The organism is Algoriella xinjiangensis, from assembly GCF_900115015.1.
In the GTDB taxonomy this organism is placed as follows: domain Bacteria; phylum Bacteroidota; class Bacteroidia; order Flavobacteriales; family Weeksellaceae; genus Empedobacter; species Empedobacter xinjiangensis.
In genome coordinates, this window is record NZ_FOUZ01000007.1 from 38,165 (window position 1) to 56,654 (window position 18,490).

Here is an 18,490-nt window from a genome sequence, read left to right on the forward strand (position 1 = left end):
TTAAAATATATCAAAAAAGGAATTGAACGCTCAATTCCTTTTTTTTATCTCTAATTATCTAAACAATCAATCAATTCTTCAATTAAGATTAGTTTTATTTATATCAAAAGCTTTTTTAGGAACAAGAATTGCTACAAATTTGTAATATAAAATATAAGTCAAAAATGGCAAGTTCAATCAGAACATTAAATCCTGCTACAGGAAAAATAGAAAAAGAATTTCAAGCCTATACAAGCGAAGAAATTAATCAATATATAGACGACGCACACAATTTATATCAATCTTGGAGATTTGAATCTTTCGAAAATCGTAAAGCCGTAATGAAACGTGTTGCAAACGAAATGCGCAAACAAAAAGCGCGTTTAGCAGCATTAATTACAACGGAAATGGGAAAACCATTACACGAAAGCGAAATCGAAATTGAATACAGTGCAAATATCATCGATTATTATGCAGACAATGCCGAAGAATTTTTGGCTGATGTTACCTTAGATACAGAGAAAGGAACGGCTTATGTGGTTTCGGAACCAATTGGTGTTTTATTAGGTGTTATGCCTTGGAATTTTCCTTTTTCTCAAATCGCTCGTTTTGCTGGACCGCACATTATGGCTGGTAATACAGTTGTTTTAAAAACGGCTTCTAATATTCCTCAATGCGGTATTGCATTCGAAGAAATGTTTATCGCAGCAGGCGCGCCAAAAGGTGTTTACAAAAACTTATTGGTTGCTGGTAAAGACACCGATTCTATCGTAGAAAATCCAAAAATTGTAGGTGTTTCTTTAACTGGTTCTGAAGCCGCAGGTGCTTTAGTGGCAAGTTTAGCTGGAAAAAATATAAAACCTTCTGTTTTAGAATTAGGTGGATCAGATCCGATGATTGTTTTAGACGATGCTGATATCGAAAAAGTAATGAATGGTACAATTAATGGTCGTTTACGCAATGCTGGACAAGCATGTACTTCATCTAAACGTATTATTGTACAAGAAGGTATTTACGATGAATATTTAAAGCAAATTACGGCTTATGTAAATAACATGAAAGTTGGTGATCCTACGCAAGCAGATACAAATATGGGACCTGTAAGTTCGGAAAGTGCTTTAGAAAAATTACTTGATCAAATTAATCAATCAGTAGAAAAAGGAGCGGAAATTATTTCTGGAGGAAAACGTATTGATCGTGATGGTTTCTTTTTAGAACCAACAATTTTAACAGAAATAGAACCAGGAATGAAAGCCTATGACGAAGAAATTTTTGGTCCAGTTGTTTGTATTTGGAAAGTTAAAGATGCCGAAGAAGCATTAAAAATTGCAAATGACACGCCTTTTGGTTTAGGTGCATCTATTTATACTGAAAATGTAGAATATGCGCAAAAATTGGCTCGTAGAGTAGATTCGGGAATGGTTTATGTGAACAAACAAGTTTCATCTAGCCCAGAATTGCCTTTCGGAGGAACAAAACATTCTGGTTACGGACGAGAACTTTCTAAAGCTGGAATTTTAGAGTTTTTAAATAAAAAATTAGTGATGATTGCAAAATAAATGATTGCAATTAAGTCAAGAAATATTTCCAATAAAAAAGTGCAACTAAATTAGTTGCACTTTTTTATTGAATAATTCGTTTATTTTGATCCATTTGATCGATTTTGAAAAGAATCAAATCGCGCATAATTTTTGCTCTATTTTTAGCTTCTTTCGCTATTTCTCCTTCAAAATTTTCATCAATAATACCATTCCATAATTCAATCCAACGATCAAAATGATGTGGCATTAACTTTTCTTTTTTACTTAAATTAAGATGTTTTCGCATTGGCCAACCTTCAAAAGTTGCTTTACCTAACAAGACCGTTTCCCAAAACTGAATCATGTGTGGTAAATGTTCGTTCCAATTTACATTTGCAACATCCGAAAAGAAATAACCAATTACATCATCTTTTTGCACTTTATCGTAAAATGTATTTACCAATAATGCAACATCTTGTGAAGTTTCGATATCTTTTTTCATCCAAGCAAATTTACAAAGAACTTAATTCAAAAAATCAATGTTTTTAATCACGAAAAAATGCAGTAATTTTACAGACTTAATAAATTAATAAAATTTTGGATAGCAATAGACAACAAAAAGTAAGTAAATTATTTCAAGAAGAATTAGCCGAAGCTTTTAGAAAATGGGGAGTTAAAGAGTTTCCTGGAAATTTGATTAGTGTAACAGAAGTTAAAGTAACACCAGATTTAGGAGTTTCTAAAGTTTATGTAAGTATTTTTCCAAGTACAAGAAAAGACGAAATTTTTAAGGAGATTAGAGTTAATACACCATTATTTAGAGGAATTTTATCAAAAAGTGCTTCAAAACAAATGCGTATTACACCAGAATTAGTTTTTATTTTGGACAATTCTTTAGATGAAATTGATAAAATAGACAAAGCTTTAAAAGGCGAAGGAAATAATCCTATTTTGTAATGAAAAACATTTCTCTTTACATTGCTAAACGCTACATTTTTTCTAAAACAAACACAAATGCTGTAAATATTATTACATCTATTGCGGTTTGTGCAATTTTAGTAGCAACTGCCGCATTATTTATTATTCTGTCGGTTTTTTCGGGTTTAGAAAAAATGAACCTGAAATATTATAGCAATGTAAATCCTGAAATTAAAATATCGCCTGCAAAAGGTAAAGTTTTAGACAGCACGACTTTTATCGTAGATGTTTTAAAACAACAAAAAGATGTAAAAGCTTTTTCTAAAGTTATTGAAGAAAAAGTCTATATCGATTATCGCGGAAAGCAAGATATTGCCTATTTAAAAGGTGTTGACGAGAACTTTACAAAAGTTACACGTTTAGACACTGTGATTTATGGTGGACAATATTTAGATTTTAATCGTGATGATAATTTTATCGTTTCGAACGGAATTGCAGAACGTTTACAATTGTACATTGACCCAATTACGCCAGCAGATTTGATGATGCCAAAAGCAGGAACTGGTCTGATAAAGCAAGAAAGCGATGCTTTTACGCAAAAAGATGCGTATAGTATTGGTGTTTTTATGTTGAATGAACAATATGATAAACATATTTTTACGACTTTAAATTTAGCACAAGAATTACTTCAGTTAAAAGACAATCAATCTTATTCGATTGAGGTAAAAACAACTGGAAAAAAATCGTTAAATGAAGTTAAAAACGAACTAAAAAAAGCACTTGGTAATCAGTATAAAATAGAAACGCGTCAAGATTTAGATTCAGCTTTTTTGAAAGTGATGAATATGGAAAATTTGATTAGTTATCTTATTTTTACATTGGTTATTATCATTGCTTGTTTCAATTTGGCAGGAACTATAATTGTTATCATTTTAGATAAAACGAAAGAAATACAAACGATGAAAAGTTTTGGTTTAACACGTCAAAACATCAGAAATATATTCTTTTTTACAGGTTTAATTATTACAAGTATTGCCATGTTTACGGGCTTATTAATAGCTTCTGTAATTGGTTTATTACAAATGAATTTTGGTTTGGTAATGGCTTCAGAAACCATTCCATTTCCGTTTTTATTCTCTATAGAGAATTTTATAACCGTTATTTTAACCGTTTTAGGACTTGGTGCTTTTGTATCGTGGTTAATGTCGAGACAAGTAAAATAGTAAAAAATATAGCATAAAAAAGCCTCACAAATTGTGAGGCTTTTTTATGTTTAATCCCAGCGATTCCAACGAATATAAGTTGGTTTACTAAAATCAAAATCCATCATTTGATAATCGCGGTTATCTATTAAATTCGTTTTTATCATATTATCTCCATTACCCGGAATAGTTGGATAATAAGACAACGAGAAACGTATATTGTTAAATACAAAATAATCATTCGTTAACATTACACCCAAGCTAAAACGTGTATAAACAGGATTACTATTAAAAATAAACTTCTTATTATCTCCAATAATTCCGACCATTGTATTCAGAAATGGAGAAATACGGAAACCTAAAAATTTGTAAGGTGTATAAGATTGCAATTGATACTCAAACATTAATTTTTGCTCACCAATTAAACTTCTATCCGAGCGAAAACCAGCCATTCCTAAATAATCATGTTCATGAAGTGATAATTGATCAGCAGGCGAATCCAAGCGATCATGGCCTAATAAATAGTTCATTTTTGCAAAATTTCTGAAATGCCAACTTCCCAAAGTTATCAATTTTGACATGTATTGCGCTTCTACAGAAAGTGTTTTTTGTTCGAATTTACTTTTATTAAAAAATCCTCCAAACTCTGTACTAAGTCCCCAAAAACCAGTGTTTATAAAACCACCAATAGATGCTTTTCCGCCTACATAATAGCGATTACTTTGCCTGATATGTTGTTGACCAAAAGTTAATCCGAATGATTTTCCTATCGCAATATCTTCGTCAATATCATAATTAAAAATATATCTTGTTTTGACATAACGTCGCGACGAAATACCAATTCCGACCATATAATTTGTTTGATCTGAGAAAAAATGAACGGGATCATTTTCTTCTGTTGGCGTTTCTTTATAAGTACGATCATAAAAACGCGCAGAAACTATAAAATTTGTAATATTTTCTGAGCGATGATCGTCAATTCTAAAAGCTCGTGCCAACCAATAATCTTGGTAATTGTACTTAAAATTATTATTAACCAAAATAGGTTTTTGAAAGTCTAACGAATCTCTAAAAAAGACTTGTCCAACCGAAACTCCTCCAGCATAATGCGCCAAAGGCGAATAAAAAGGACGTATAAAACTAATTGACTTTGTATAATGATCGTCTTCATTTTTAAAATAACGAACATTTCCTTGAATACGAGATTTTAAAATATTTGGAACAGTGTAACTAAATTGATACAACGAATTTCCGGTTTGATAATTATGACGATAACGGTTATCCATCACATGCCCAATACCTAGAAAATTTCGTTCTCTGACGCGCAAACCAATCTTAGAACTAGATGCGGAACCAGTAATATACATACTCCACGAATCAATCGAATTAACATATAAATCAATAGAATCATTGCCAACGGGCTGACCAACAATTTCTACTCGACGAATAGAACGATTGGTACGAATTAAACGTTCGGACTCCGAAACCTTAACCGAATCGTATCGATCACCTGATTTAAAAAGTACATTTTGACGAAGCACAAATGGTTTCGATTTTCCGTGCAATGTATTACCCGCACGCTCAATCCATTTTTCTGGTTTCTGCGTAGTATCATTTAATGAATAACCAAAAGGATCTTGTGTTTTGTAATGAATATTTCTGATAATTTTTCCTTCAAAAAGATCTTCTTGGCGAGAACTTGTCTGTATTGGAAAAGTTGTTTTCTTTTTTTTGAAGAGAATTCGTTCATAAAATTTCCTGAAATTAGTATGCTCTTTCGACTTAATTTTAATCGTGTCAATTTTAACACTATCAATTTGAGCACTTAAGGATGTTGGTGTACTTAAAAAAAAGACACCGAAAAAAAATAATATGAATATTTTAGTTGCTTGCACGCTTCAATTTATAAAAGTCTTACGGCTTTTACAAATCTAGTTTTCCAATAATTTTCATCAAGCGACGAAATCATCACTCCTTTTGAGGTTGAAGAATGTATAAAATTGATTGAGCCATTGTTGTTTATGCTCTCTACAATCCCTACGTGCGATATTGAATTACCTGAAGTATTAAAAAAAATTAAATCTCCAATTTTAACATTTTCCACTTTAATTTCTGATCCATAACCAGCTTGATCGCTTGATTTACGTGGCAATTCTAAATTAAGTTCTTTAAAACTGACATAAACCAATCCCGAACAATCGAAACCTGTATTGGTTGTTCCGCCATATTTGTATGGTGTTCCTAAATATGATTTTGCTGTTTTTACCATTTTATTGACATCACGAGAAGCCGTCATATCTGTATTTTTAGAATGGTAAACCTCCGAAGTATCATTAGATTTTGCTTTGTGAGATGAAGTGTAGACTTTTTTTGAGCCAACTTTTTTATAAGATGATACTTTGTTACTGCCACAAGAAGTTAACAATAAACCGCCTACCAAAATTACTGCTGTATAAAAATTTGTCTTCATTTGTACTCGATTTGAAAAGCTCTACAGTTTTTTAACGCTTAAAATTACTAAATATTATTTTGCATAATCTCCATTAACAATTGTTTGGCACGTAACAAGCGAACTTTAACATTTGGAAGAGTTAAATTAAGTTCTTCTGCAATCTCTTTATACGTTTTATCTTCGATATAACGCAACTCAATAATCTTTTGATAAGGATCTCTCAACTTCGCAATTGCTTTGTTAAGCTTATCATTATCTTGCTTTAAAATCAAATATTCTTCTGGCGAAGGTTGATCCTCTAAAATTTCTAGTAAATTAGTTTCATCATCAATAGAAATGCTAAGTTTTGGCGATTTCCTGATATGATCAATCATTGTATTGTGTGCGATAGAAATAACCCAAGTTGTAAAATCAAAATCTTCGTTATACAATTTTAGTTTTGTAAAAACCTTTGTAAACGTTTCTATGGCTACATCTTCTGCTTCTTCTTCGTTTCTTATTTTTCCATAAACATAATTATATACTTTGTTCCACAAAAGCTCTATCACTGCATTCTGAGCATTTCGTTTTCCTTTTCTAGCTTCTAAAATTATGTTTTCTAATGTCATTTTATAACTCACTTACTATAAATATAGCAAATTAATACATATAAAAAAAGCTTCAATATAACTATTGAAGCTTAAAATCGTAGACCCACAGGGATTCGAACCCCGACTGACGGCACCAAAAACCGATGTGCTACCGTTACACCATGAGTCTGTCCATGATTTATATAAATTGAAAGAAAAAAATTGTAGACCCACAGGGATTCGAACCCCGACTGACGGCACCAAAAACCGATGTGCTACCGTTACACCATGAGTCTGACTAAATTTTTATTTCAATTGCAACATTATCATTTCAGATAAATAGATTTAATAATTACTTATTAAAAATTAAGACTTTTTGTAGACCCACAGGGATTCGAACCCCGACTGACGGCACCAAAAACCGATGTGCTACCGTTACACCATGAGTCTTTGCCTTAATTGCTGTGCAAATATAGAAAGGTTTTTTTATTCTCCAAAACTATTTTTACAAGTTTTTAGCTAAAACAGACGTCTATTTAGATAAAGGATTGAAAATGAATTTTAAAAAAAGATTAAATTTCTTAAAAAAAATGAATTTAGATCTTCATTCTTATAATTTCGCTCTTAAATTTACGTTTTAAATCTTGTCCGCAATCATAAACCATTTGTTCATTTGATGGAAATGGCGCTGTTTTTCTGTCTAACATATTTATATAATTTCGATCTAGTGAACGACGATCTCCAGAAAAACGTCCATACGAATCCGAAAAAACAAATTGGCTAACCAAGTTTTTAGATTCTATTGCTTGCTCTTTTTGATTATCAATCAAAAAATATTGCGCTGTTATTGCCGCTTCTTTTATACGTTGCGTTTCCTCAAATCTACTTTTTACTTTTATATAACGGTCAACCATCACAGGTTTTCCATCTTTATCTTTTACAACAACTCCATTTTGCACTAATTCTTCTTTGCCGTCTACAATTTGTTTCTCAAAATTATGAACTTCTATTTTTTCTCTTTCGGGAGAAACATTTATCGTTTCAAAACTTAGTTGAATCACATAATCGTACGATTTATTTACTTTTCCGGTATAAAATTCTGTCCATTTAGAATCCAATCCATACGAATTAAAATCTAACAAATCTTTCTCTAACATTTTCGGAATAATCGTTTCGGTATTATTTACTAATTGAACCAAAACCTTGTACATTCCTTTTGTTTGAGCAGAACTCATTAACGATTTTGTATTTTTATAATTCGGATAAATTGACTCTAATGTCACAAAACGATCGTAAGCCGTTTGTGCATTTATTTTACCATCTTGATTTAGAAATGAATTGGCTTCATTGTATAAAAATCCTGCATATTTTTCTTGAATCGAGTTATAAGCTTGCGAATAATCTTTGATTTTGAATGAATATTTTGTACCATTTACAACGCGTCCATCCAATCCTTGAATTGCTTTTTGACGATTTTGTAAAGTTGTAATCAATTGATAAGCTTCTTTGTATTTTGATGGATTGCTTAAATTTTCAATCTCTTTCAACCGTATTTCATCAGCTTGTTGACCTTTATTATATGCCTCGTAAATTAACGGAACATATTTTATTCCATTTTTTTCCGAAGGATTTTTGATATAAGCTTGATAAGATTGCTCAAAAGCTTGTTGAAAGTTACCAGAAATTAACGCTGCATTTGCTTCTTTATATGTATTGCAATTTGCTAAAAGTAATAATATAAATGATAAAGTAAGTAGTTTTAGTTTCATTCAAATAGAGTTTATATTCTGTGGCAAATAAACAAAAAGAAAGCCAAATAAATTTGGCTTTTCGTTTCTATTCTTCAAATTTGATTAAATCGTTTCCTAAAGTTTTCACTCTAACCAACGACTCAACTCTAATATTTTCGTTTAATAAACGATCGCGTCCTTCTTGAAAAGATTTTTCGATAATAAATCCCATTCCCAAAAGATTTGCTCCAGCTTGATCAATTAAGTTTTTAACACCCAAAGCTGCATTTCCGTTGGCTAAAAAATCATCAATAAAAATAACGTTATCATTTTCATTTAAAAATTTATTGCTCACACAAACATCGTACGTACGGTCTTTTGTAAACGAATATACTTGTGTCGCCAACATATCCGACATTGTTTTAGGTTTCGCTTTTTTAACAAAAACAACAGGCAATTCTAATTCCAAACCAACCATAATTGCAGGTGCAATTCCGCTGGCTTCTATGGTTACAATTTTATTGATGTTTAAATCGGAAAAACGTTTTACAAATTCCGACGCAATTGCTTTCATTAATATCGGATCCATTTGATGATTGATAAAACTATCTACCTTCAAAATTCCTCCATCGAAACTTTTTCCGTCCTTCAGAATTCTTTCTTTTAAAAGTTCCATTTATCTATTTAGTTTTTAAAGTTTACAAAGAAAAAAGCCAGCACTTAGGCTGACTTTATATATTTTTTTAGTTTATTCCCACTCGATAGTTGCAGGTGGTTTTGAACTGATATCGTAAGCTACACGGTTAATTCCTTTCACTTCGTTGATGATTCTATTCGAAACTAATTCTAAAAATTCGTATGGTAATTTTGACCAAGTTGCAGTCATAAAATCAATTGTATTTGCAGATCGTACAACCGCAGTATATTCGTACGTACGCTCGTCTCCCATTACACCAACTGATTTTACAGGTAATAAAACTACGAATGCTTGCGAAACTTCGTCGTATAAATTATGTGCATATAACTCATCAATAAAAATTTGATCAGCTTCTTGTAAAATTTTCACTTTTTCTTCGTCAACTTCCCCTAAAATACGGATTCCTAATCCTGGTCCTGGGAAAGGATGACGGTAAACTAATTCGCGTGGAATACCTAATTCTACTCCAACTTTACGAACTTCGTCTTTAAATAATTCGCGTAAAGGTTCTAGCAATTGCAACTTCATATCGTCTGGTAAACCACCAACATTATGATGCGATTTGATTGTTGCAGAAGGTCCTTTTACTGATTGCGACTCGATAACATCAGGATAAATAGTTCCTTGCGCTAAGAAAGCAGCGTCGTCAAAAGTCTTAGATTCTTCATCAAAAACAGCTACGAAATCTTTACCAATAGCTTTACGTTTTGCTTCTGGCTCGTCGATACCTTTTAAACTTGTTAAAAAACGATCACCAGCATCAACCATTTTGATGTTCATGTTGAAGTGTTTTCCGTAATTTTCCATTACTTTTTTTCCTTCATCTTTTCTCAACAAACCTGTATCAACAAAAATACAATTCAATTGATCTCCAATTGCACGGTGAATTAAAACTGCAGCAACAGAAGAATCTACTCCTCCCGAAAGACCTAAAATTACTTTTTTGTCTCCAACTACACTTTTAATACGCGCTATTTCTGTATCAATAAAATCAGAAAGCACCCAATTTTTTTCTGCATTACAAATTCCAAAAACAAAGTTTTCTAACATTACAGATCCAAACTCAGTATGTGTAACTTCTGGATGAAACTGAACTGCGTAAATCTTACTTTCTTCGTTTGCTAAAGCTGCTATATCAATATTTGATTTTCCTGAAACTGTGAAACCAGTTGGCACCGTCATTACTTCATCAAAGTGACTCATCCAAACTGTTGATGTTTCTGGAACACCTGTAAATAAACTGTTTTGTGTTAAAACTGTTAATTCTGATTTTCCATATTCACCTTTTTCACCTTTTTTTACTTCTCCTCCTAATAAGTGAGAAATCAACTGCATTCCGTAGCATATTCCTAAAACAGGAACGCCTAACTCAAACAATTCTTTATCAACTAAAGCTGCCTCATCTCCAAAAACTGAAGAAGGACCACCTGATAAAATAATTCCTTTTGGATTGTGTTTTTTAATTTCTTCGATTGAAGTATTGAAGGGAATAATTTCTGTGTAAACTCCAAATTCTCGAATTCGACGCGCAATTAACTGGTTATACTGCGAGCCAAAATCTAAAATAATAATTCCTTGCGTCATTGTGTTTGTCTTTGTGCAAAATTAATAGGAATTCGGCTTTAATCCAATTTTATTGCAACCAAAATTTATCATGCTTAAAATCCTTCGGTAAAAATCATCAATTCGCCTCAAATCTTAATTTTAAAGTCACTTTTAATTGAGATTTTAACGTTATTTTCGAAAATCAAATATATCACATGAAAAAAATTATATTTACCATCTTAACCACTTTTACATTAACAACTATGGCAAATGCTCAAAAAATAATTGCACATCGCGGACATTGGAATACAGAAAATAATGCGCAAAACTCAATAAAATCACTAAAATCTGCGCAAGAAATAAATGCGCATGGTTCTGAATTTGATGTTTTGATTAGTGCTGATGATGTTTTGATGATTAATCATGATGATCATTACCAAGGTCATACAATTGAGAAATCTACGGTTGCTATTTTAAAGGAATTGAAATTACCAAATGGTGAAAACATGCCGACTTTAGACGATTATTTTGCCCAAGGAAAAAAAAATCCTGATGTAAAATTGATTTTAGAACTAAAACCACATAGTTCTAAAATAAATGAAGATCGCGCAGTAAAAAAAGTGATTGAAACTATTGCTAAAAATGATATTCATAACCAAATTGAAATTATATCGTTTAGCCAAAATATTTGTAATCAATTTACAGCTTTAGCTCCTCAATTTCATGTTTCATATTTAGCTGGAGATTTGTCGCCAAAAGAAGTGAAAGAAAAAGGTTGGAACGGAATTGATTATCATTATAGTGTATTTCAAAAAAATCCGAGTTGGGTAAAAGAAGCCAAAGAATTAGGTCTTTTAGTAAATGTTTGGACGGTAAATGAGCCAAAAGTAATGCAAGAAATGATTGATTTACAAGTTGATTATATTACAACAGATAAACCTTTACTGTTAAAAGAAATTTTAGATGAAAAAAATTAGTACATTTCATAAATATTAAAAATTATTTAATGTCCTATAACAATTCGTTCGAAATTTATTCTTTCACGCAATTAAATGAAATACATAAACAATCTATCTATAAGCTTTGGAACGCAGAATATCCAGAAAAATTAGGCTTTAAAAATGATGATGAATTAAATAATTATTTGAGAAATTTAATCAATCCTATGCATTTTTTTATGGTTGATGAAAAAAGCCAAATACAAGGTTGGTCCGTAATTTTTGAAAGAGATTATGAGAAATGGTTTGCTATAATTATTAACAGCGATTATCATAAAATTGGTTTAGGTAAAAAGATGTTAGACCGCTTGAAAATATATACGAACGAACTAAATGGTTGGGTTATTGACCATCAAAATGAAGTAAAATTAAACGGTGAAATTTATAATTCTCCGTTAAATTTTTATCTGAAAAATAATTTTAAAGAAATCACCGAAAATCGATTAGAATTGGATAAAATTTCTGCCGTTAAGATAAATTGGAAAGAATTACAACAATAAAAAAAGAGAAGCTGATTAGCTTCTCTTTTCTATTTTATTCTCCAATTACTTTTTCTAAATCTGCACTACCTTGTATATTTCGCATTTGTCTTTCGATATGACTCGCGCGTTTACTGATAAAAGGTGAAGGTGGATTTACATTATATTTTCGAGGAAGTGGCAAAGCCGCCGCAATACGAGCCGCTTCGTTCTTCGTTAAATCTTTTGCTGGTTTATTAAAATAATATTCGGAAGCTGCTTCTACTCCAAAAACACCAATTCCCATTTCAGATGTATTTAAATACATTTCTAAAATGCGTTGTTTTCCCCAAATTTTTTCAATCATAAATGTAAAATAGACTTCTAAACCTTTTCTTAGCCAAGAGCGACCTTGCCATAAAAAGACATTTTTAGCTACTTGTTGAGAAATTGTAGAACCTCCACGCAATTTTTTTCCTTCCTTATTTTTCTCAATTGCTTCTTGTATTCCATCTATATCAAAACCATTGTGAACCGGGAATTTTTGATCTTCGGAACCAATTACAGCCAATTTTATATTTCGTCCCATTTCGTTATACGAAATATAATCTCGGTTAAATTTACCTTGTTCGACCATTTGTTGAACTTGTGTAATTGTAAAAGGTGGATTAATCCATTTTAAAACAACTATATATAATAGATGTGCTACAAAAAGATAAAGAATTACTTTACGAATAAATTTAAACATTATTTGATCTTAAATTGAAAGCAAAGTTAGCGGAAAATCTGAATTCTTAAAATAAAAAATGAAGTGTTTTTAGATTCTTAAATGTAATAAAATTATTTATTCCGCTTAAATTATTTCATAAAAAAAGCAGCCAATTGGCTGCTTTTAATGTATATTATTTTTATTAAAAATTAGTTTCTCAATAAAGCTCTTTCTCTTACTTCAACCAAAACTTGTTCTGCTGTTTTACCAATATAGCTACCTTCTTCTACGATAGGATATAATTGATCGTAAGCCATAACTTTTGTATTATCGATACGTAAATTAACGTGCGCACGGTTAAAATCACGGTGAGATTTTACACCCGTAGCAGAAATTAATTCAGATAAAATATGCATTGTTTTCTTGTGGAAATTATACATACGAACAGATTTATCTTGTACATCTAAACCTTTCATCAAATCACGATCTTGTGTTGCCACACCAACCGGACACGTATTTGTGTTACACTGTAAAGCTTGAATACAACCAACAGCCATCATCATAGCACGAGCAGAATAAACTAAATCTGCACCAATTGCCATAGAACGCGCAATATGGAAAGATGAAATAATTTTACCTGAAGCCACAACACGAATATCTTTTTTTAGATTATAACCACGTAATGTGTCAACAGCAAATGCTAAACCATCTAATAAAGGCATTCCTAATGAGTTCGAAAATTCTACAGGAGCTGCTCCTGTTCCTCCTTCACCACCATCAATTGCGATATAATCTGGTTTGATCCCCGTTTTTATCATTGCTTCACATATCTCTATAAACTCACGCTTGATACCGATACATAATTTAAAACCAACTGGTTTTCCTCCTGATAATTCTCTTAATCGCTTAATAAAATGTAACATACCCTCTGCATCAGAAAAAGCTGAGTGAGATGGAGGCGAATCTACAGTTGTATATGGTTCTACAGCACGAATTGCTGCAATTTCTGGTGTATTTTTATTTGCTGGCAAAATTCCTCCGTGACCTGGTTTTGCACCTTGAGAAATTTTTAATTCAATCATTTTTACATTTGGTAAACTTGCACGTTCTACATATTTATCTGGATCAAAACCACCATCGGCAGCACGACATCCAAAATAACCTGTACCAATTTGCCAAATTAAATCTCCACCTGGCTCTAAGTGATAAGGAGAAATTCCTCCTTCACCCGTATTGTGTGCAAAGTTCCCCATTTTAGCACCTTTGTTCATTGCTAAAACTGCATTTTCACTTAAAGAACCAAATGACATTGCAGAAATATTTAATAAACTTGCTAAATAAGGTTGTTTACATTCGCTACCACCAACTTTTACACGAGGATCATCAGCATGTTTGATTTTTCCTGCATACATAGAGTGATTCAACCATTCGTAACCTGGTTGATAAACGTCCAATTGTGTACCAAATGGAACAGTGTCGATTACATTTTTTGCACGACGATACACCATACTACGCATCAAACGATCAATAGGTTTACCTTCAGTATCCGTTTCTACGAAATACTGCATAATTTCTGGACGAATGCTTTCTAACAAATAACGTCCATGCCCTACAACAGGAAAATTTCTTCTAATTGCATGTTTTGTTTGCGTCATATCCGCAATACCTAATCCAATTACAGGAAGAACTATGATTAACGACCATAAAATGCCTGGCCAATAATAAGCAATTACACCTATTGCAATAAGGGTAATAATAGATCCTACTACGAAAAGTTGTCTTACTTTCATGAGTAAAAATTTAAATGATTTTGATTAAAAATTTGGTTTCAAATATATCTAAAAAAACTTGGTTTAAGCCTTTAATTTTGAAAATAATTTCTTTTAATATCTTGATTTCAAACGTTAGAGAAATAGATCGATTTTAGATTAAATAACAATTATCTAATGTCGTGAAATAAAATGAAATTTAACACGATTTTCTTTAAAAGATGCTCAACATTTTAACGAGAACTTTAAACGAATCATTCTTTATAAACTCTCGTCAAATCCAATAATTTGATTGGTCCCATCGAAAAATTCTTTACATTTTTATTCAAAAATAACGTTGTTTGATCATAAAATAAAGGTAAAATTGGTGCAGTCTGCATCATTATCTCATCCATTTGTTGATAAGTAGCTGCTCGTTCGTCAGGATTATTGATTAAAAATGATTTTTCGTACAACTGATCAAACACTACATTTTTGAAATGTGAGTAATTTGGACCTTCTGGCGCAAAGTTTTTACTATAATATAAAGACAAAAAGTTTTCGGCATCCGGATAATCTGCACCCCAATTGGCTCTAAATAATGTAAATTTACCAGTCGCTTTACCATCGCGCATAGTTGGTCCAGGCACAACATTTACCTGTATTGGCAAACCAAGTTTTGCCATTTCTGCTGCAATATATTCGCAAATATCTACATATTCTTGCACAGTTGTCAATTCAATCGGTTCAATTTTTCCTTTAGCTTTTTTATAGCTATTGATTAACTCGCGTGCTTTTTCGGGATTAAATGGATAACCACTTTTAGCTGAATAACCTGGTAAGCCTTTCGGAATAAATCCGCCATCCGCAGGAAAAGCTTGTCCTTTCATCATATACTTGATAATTTTGTCTTTATTAATGCCATAATTTAACGCTTGACGCAATTTTAAATCTATTGCATTTGGTGCATCAAGGTAAAAACATAAATAAACTGTACTTAGATATGGAACTTTCTGAATGATTAAACGATCTGCATATTTTGGATTAAGATCTCCAATTGGATTTAGAATTTCGTCTTTGTACGATGGATCTAAATCTGCCATCATATCAAGATTTCCTTTAATTAATTCTAAAAATTCTGAATTTTTTTCGGGTAAAAAAGTCAAATTAACAGCTTCTAAATATGGTAAACGTTGTCCTTTTTCGTCATATTCAAAATACAACGGATTTTTTCTGAAAACCATTTTTACATTGTCCTCCCAAATTTTAAACTGAAAAGGTCCAGTTCCGATTGGATGATTTAGAAATTCTTTATTTCCGTTTTTAAATAATTCTTTTGGTACAACCGAAGCATATTTCATCGATACTAATCCAAGAAATGGAGGAAAAGCTTCTTTTAATTTTATCTCAAAAATTGTATCATTTACAGCTTTATACGAATCTATATTATTCATAATCCATCCGCCAGAACCTCCAGCTTTTGGATCTTTTAATCGATCAAAACTAAAAACAAAATCATTTGCATTGACAAGTCGCGTAGAATCTTTTCCGAAAATTGGATGTTTGTGAAAGTAAATATCATTGCGAAGTGTAAAAGAATATGTTTTTCCATCTTCCGAAATTTCCCATGATTTGGCTAAATCTGGTTGAATTTCTAATTGATTATCAATTTTAACTAAACTATTGTAAATCAAATTACAAGCCCAACTATTGGCTTGCGTACGCGCATTGATAGGATCGAGCGACGAAATATTATCGTAACGATTTAATTTAAATACTTTTTTCTCATCAATTTCGATTTTCTTAGAACACGAAAAAGCGGTAAACATTAAGAGGATGTAAATAAAGTATTTAGTCATGATGAAAAGCTGATTTTTTTATGTTTCAAAACTATGGATAATTTCTTAAATTTGCAGCTATGAATAATCAAACTAAAACAGTTGCATTTCATACTTTAGGATGCAAACTTAATTTTTCTGAAACCTCGACGATTGCAAGAAATCTAAAAGATAGTGGTTATCAGAAGGTTGAGTTTACGGATCCTGCAAATGTATATGTTATCAACACATGTTCGGTAACTGCTAATGCAGACAAAGAATGTAGAACAATTGTAAAAAATGCCATGAAAGCAAATCCAGAAGGATTTGTGGTGATAGTTGGTTGTTATGCGCAATTGAAACCGCAAGAAATTGCGGAAATGGAAGGAGTAGATTTAGTTTTGGGTGCTGCAGAAAAATTTAATATTGCAGAATACTTAGACGATTTAAATAAAAAAGAAGAAACAATTGTACATTCTTGTGAAATTGAAGAAGCTGATTTTTACGTTGGTTCTTACTCAATTGGCGATCGTACGCGTGCTTTTCTTAAAGTGCAAGATGGTTGCGATTACAAATGTACATATTGTACAATTCCTTTGGCACGCGGAATTTCGCGTTCGGACACAGTAGAAAATGTGATAAAAAATGCAAACGAAATTGCAGAAAGAGGAATTAAAGAAATTGTTTTGACTGGTGTAAATATTGGTGATTATGGAAAAGGTGAATTCGGAAATAAAAAACACGAACATACTTTTTTTGAATTAGTACAAGAATTGGATCAAGTTGAAGCAATAGAACGTATTCGTATTTCGTCAATTGAGCCAAATTTATTGAAGAATGAAACAATAGATTTTGTTTCGAAAAGTAATCGATTTGTTCCACATTTTCATATTCCATTACAATCTGGTAACGATGAAATTTTGAAGAAAATGAAACGTCGTTATTTATCTAATCTTTATTTAGATCGTGTTTCAAAAATTCGCGAAGTAATGCCACACGCTTGTATTGGTGTTGATGTAATTGTTGGTTTTCCTGGAGAAACAGAAGAATTGTTTATGGAAACATATAATTTTATCAACGAATTACCAATTAGTTATTTACACGTTTTTACTTATTCGGAACGTGATAATACAGAAGCTATCGATTTTGAAGGTGTTGTAGACCAAGGCGAACGTAAACGTAGAAATAAAATGTTGCGTATTTTATCTGAGAAAAAACGTCAAGCATTTTATCAATCTCAATTAGGTTCTACGCAAAAAGTATTGTGGGAACATGATAATAAGGATGGAAAAATGTTTGGTTTTACAGAAAATTATGTAAAAGTTCAAACCGAATTTAATGCAGAATTTGTCAATCAAACACATTTAGTTGATTTGGTTAGAATCAATCATAACGGAATAGTTGAAGTTAAAATAAACGAATTAGAATTAGCAAAATAATTTGTAAATAATAGTTAAAAGAAGCCCAACATAATTGGGCTTCTTTTTTTTGTACTAACTTTACATTTAGGAATAATTTTTGTAGATTTAATAAAAAAATTAATAGTCATGAAAATCGTACATTTTGCTTTTATAGTTTTACTGTCCTTATTTGTAACAAGCTGTAGTACAGTACAAGTAAGCACAGATTATGATAGATCAGCTAATTTTTCAACTTATAAAACATATTCATACCACGAAAAAGGTTTGGATAAATTAAAAGTGAATGATTTAGATAAAAGACGTTTGCTAACTGCAATTGATACACAAATGGCTGCAAAAGGATTTACAAAAGTTTCTTCTGATGCAGATTTAGTTGTCAATGTATTAACAAGCACAAAAGAAAAAATATCGGTATCTAATAATAATTGGGGTTACGGACCTTACGGTTATTACGGTGGATATTATGGCGGAACAAATGTTTCGCAATATCAAGCTGGTACAATTGTTATTGATATAATTGATGATAAAAAGAATGTATTAGTTTGGCAAGGCGTTGGTGCTGATCTTAATTTGAGTAATATTAGCGCAAAAGCTGAAAGAATACCAAAAGCAGTGGAAGAAATTTTAGCTAAATTTCCACCGCAACCAAAAAAATAAATAACATAATAATTATATAAAAGCTCTTCAGATTGAAGGGCTTTTTTTACGGAATGAAATTTGTATTAAA

17 protein-coding genes and 3 tRNA genes are annotated in these 18,490 nt (G+C 31.5%); 7 read left to right on the plus strand and 13 right to left on the minus strand.

The features are described 5' to 3' along the window. Positions 1–164: 164 nt before the first annotated feature. Positions 165–1,538, plus strand: a complete 1,374-nt coding sequence (locus BM072_RS07775) for an NAD-dependent succinate-semialdehyde dehydrogenase (protein WP_092908101.1) — start codon at positions 165–167, stop codon at positions 1,536–1,538. A gap of 64 nt (positions 1,539–1,602) precedes the next feature. Here the strand turns inward: BM072_RS07775 and BM072_RS07780 are convergent, their stop codons facing one another. Beyond that, positions 1,603–2,001: a group III truncated hemoglobin gene (locus BM072_RS07780; protein WP_092908102.1), complete on the minus strand. Its 399-nt coding sequence runs from the start codon at positions 1,999–2,001 to the stop codon at positions 1,603–1,605. A gap of 95 nt (positions 2,002–2,096) precedes the next feature. On the opposite strand from BM072_RS07780, the gene rbfA reads away from it, so the two are divergent. Both rbfA and BM072_RS07790 read left to right on the plus strand, forming a co-directional pair. Beyond that, positions 2,097–2,456, plus strand: a complete 360-nt coding sequence (rbfA, locus tag BM072_RS07785) for a 30S ribosome-binding factor RbfA (RefSeq protein ID WP_092908103.1) — start codon at positions 2,097–2,099, stop codon at positions 2,454–2,456. Next, positions 2,456–3,640 carry an ABC transporter permease gene (locus tag BM072_RS07790; RefSeq protein ID WP_092908104.1) on the plus strand — a complete coding sequence of 395 codons (1,185 nt, stop codon included), beginning with the start codon at positions 2,456–2,458 and terminating at the stop codon, positions 3,638–3,640. The genes rbfA and BM072_RS07790 overlap by 1 nt, the downstream gene beginning before the upstream one ends. A gap of 50 nt (positions 3,641–3,690) precedes the next feature. Here BM072_RS07790 and BM072_RS07795 read toward each other — a convergent pair whose 3' ends face one another. From BM072_RS07795 to guaA, 9 genes are all read right to left on the minus strand, one after another. Further along, on the minus strand, positions 3,691–5,514 hold the full coding sequence (locus tag BM072_RS07795; protein WP_092908105.1) for a BamA/TamA family outer membrane protein: 1,824 nt from the start codon (positions 5,512–5,514) through the stop codon (positions 3,691–3,693). An 8-nt stretch (positions 5,515–5,522) separates the two neighbouring features. Next, the gene (locus BM072_RS07800; RefSeq protein WP_092908106.1) at positions 5,523–6,089 is read right to left on the minus strand and encodes a C40 family peptidase; all 567 of its coding nucleotides are present in this window, start codon (positions 6,087–6,089) and stop codon (positions 5,523–5,525) included. A 47-nt stretch (positions 6,090–6,136) separates the two neighbouring features. Continuing rightward, positions 6,137–6,679, minus strand: a complete 543-nt coding sequence (locus tag BM072_RS07805; protein WP_092908107.1) for an RNA polymerase sigma factor — start codon at positions 6,677–6,679, stop codon at positions 6,137–6,139. An 80-nt stretch (positions 6,680–6,759) separates the two neighbouring features. After that, positions 6,760–6,830: transfer RNA gene (locus BM072_RS07810), tRNA-Gln, on the minus strand. 35 nt (positions 6,831–6,865) lie between these two features. Then, a tRNA-Gln gene (locus BM072_RS07815) sits at positions 6,866–6,936 on the minus strand. Between the two features lie 83 nt (positions 6,937–7,019). Next, positions 7,020–7,090, minus strand: a tRNA-Gln gene (locus tag BM072_RS07820). 146 nt (positions 7,091–7,236) lie between these two features. Further along, the gene (locus BM072_RS07825) at positions 7,237–8,409 is read right to left on the minus strand and encodes a hypothetical protein (RefSeq protein ID WP_092908108.1); all 1,173 of its coding nucleotides are present in this window, start codon (positions 8,407–8,409) and stop codon (positions 7,237–7,239) included. A 67-nt stretch (positions 8,410–8,476) separates the two neighbouring features. Next, positions 8,477–9,046 (minus strand): xanthine phosphoribosyltransferase, encoded by a 570-nt coding sequence (xpt, locus tag BM072_RS07830; protein ID WP_092908109.1) that lies wholly within the window; start codon positions 9,044–9,046, stop codon positions 8,477–8,479. A gap of 72 nt (positions 9,047–9,118) precedes the next feature. Beyond that, the gene (gene guaA, locus BM072_RS07835) at positions 9,119–10,651 is read right to left on the minus strand and encodes a glutamine-hydrolyzing GMP synthase (RefSeq protein WP_092908110.1); all 1,533 of its coding nucleotides are present in this window, start codon (positions 10,649–10,651) and stop codon (positions 9,119–9,121) included. Between the two features lie 176 nt (positions 10,652–10,827). Between guaA and BM072_RS07840 the strand changes: the two genes are divergently transcribed. Both BM072_RS07840 and BM072_RS07845 read left to right on the plus strand, forming a co-directional pair. After that, positions 10,828–11,589 carry a glycerophosphodiester phosphodiesterase family protein gene (locus BM072_RS07840; protein WP_092908111.1) on the plus strand — a complete coding sequence of 254 codons (762 nt, stop codon included), beginning with the start codon at positions 10,828–10,830 and terminating at the stop codon, positions 11,587–11,589. Positions 11,590–11,618: 29 nt separating this feature from the next. Then, a complete protein-coding gene (locus BM072_RS07845) occupies positions 11,619–12,110 on the plus strand; it encodes a GNAT family N-acetyltransferase (RefSeq protein WP_092908112.1) in 492 nt (163 codons plus the stop codon). A gap of 34 nt (positions 12,111–12,144) precedes the next feature. On the opposite strand, the gene mtgA is transcribed toward BM072_RS07845, so the two are convergent. The 3 genes from mtgA to BM072_RS07860 all read right to left on the minus strand — a co-directional run bounded on the left by mtgA (position 12,145) and on the right by BM072_RS07860 (position 16,384). Further along, a complete protein-coding gene (mtgA, locus tag BM072_RS07850) occupies positions 12,145–12,816 on the minus strand; it encodes a monofunctional biosynthetic peptidoglycan transglycosylase (protein WP_092908113.1) in 672 nt (223 codons plus the stop codon). A 170-nt stretch (positions 12,817–12,986) separates the two neighbouring features. Then, positions 12,987–14,567: an FMN-binding glutamate synthase family protein gene (locus BM072_RS07855; protein WP_092908114.1), complete on the minus strand. Its 1,581-nt coding sequence runs from the start codon at positions 14,565–14,567 to the stop codon at positions 12,987–12,989. A 233-nt stretch (positions 14,568–14,800) separates the two neighbouring features. After that, positions 14,801–16,384: an ABC transporter substrate-binding protein gene (locus BM072_RS07860; RefSeq protein WP_092908115.1), complete on the minus strand. Its 1,584-nt coding sequence runs from the start codon at positions 16,382–16,384 to the stop codon at positions 14,801–14,803. Between the two features lie 59 nt (positions 16,385–16,443). Between BM072_RS07860 and mtaB the strand changes: the two genes are divergently transcribed. After that, positions 16,444–17,781: a tRNA (N(6)-L-threonylcarbamoyladenosine(37)-C(2))-methylthiotransferase MtaB gene (gene mtaB / locus BM072_RS07865; protein ID WP_092908116.1), complete on the plus strand. Its 1,338-nt coding sequence runs from the start codon at positions 16,444–16,446 to the stop codon at positions 17,779–17,781. A 108-nt stretch (positions 17,782–17,889) separates the two neighbouring features. Beyond that, positions 17,890–18,420, plus strand: a complete 531-nt coding sequence (locus BM072_RS07870; protein WP_092908117.1) for a DUF4136 domain-containing protein — start codon at positions 17,890–17,892, stop codon at positions 18,418–18,420. Positions 18,421–18,490: the final 70 nt, after the last annotated feature.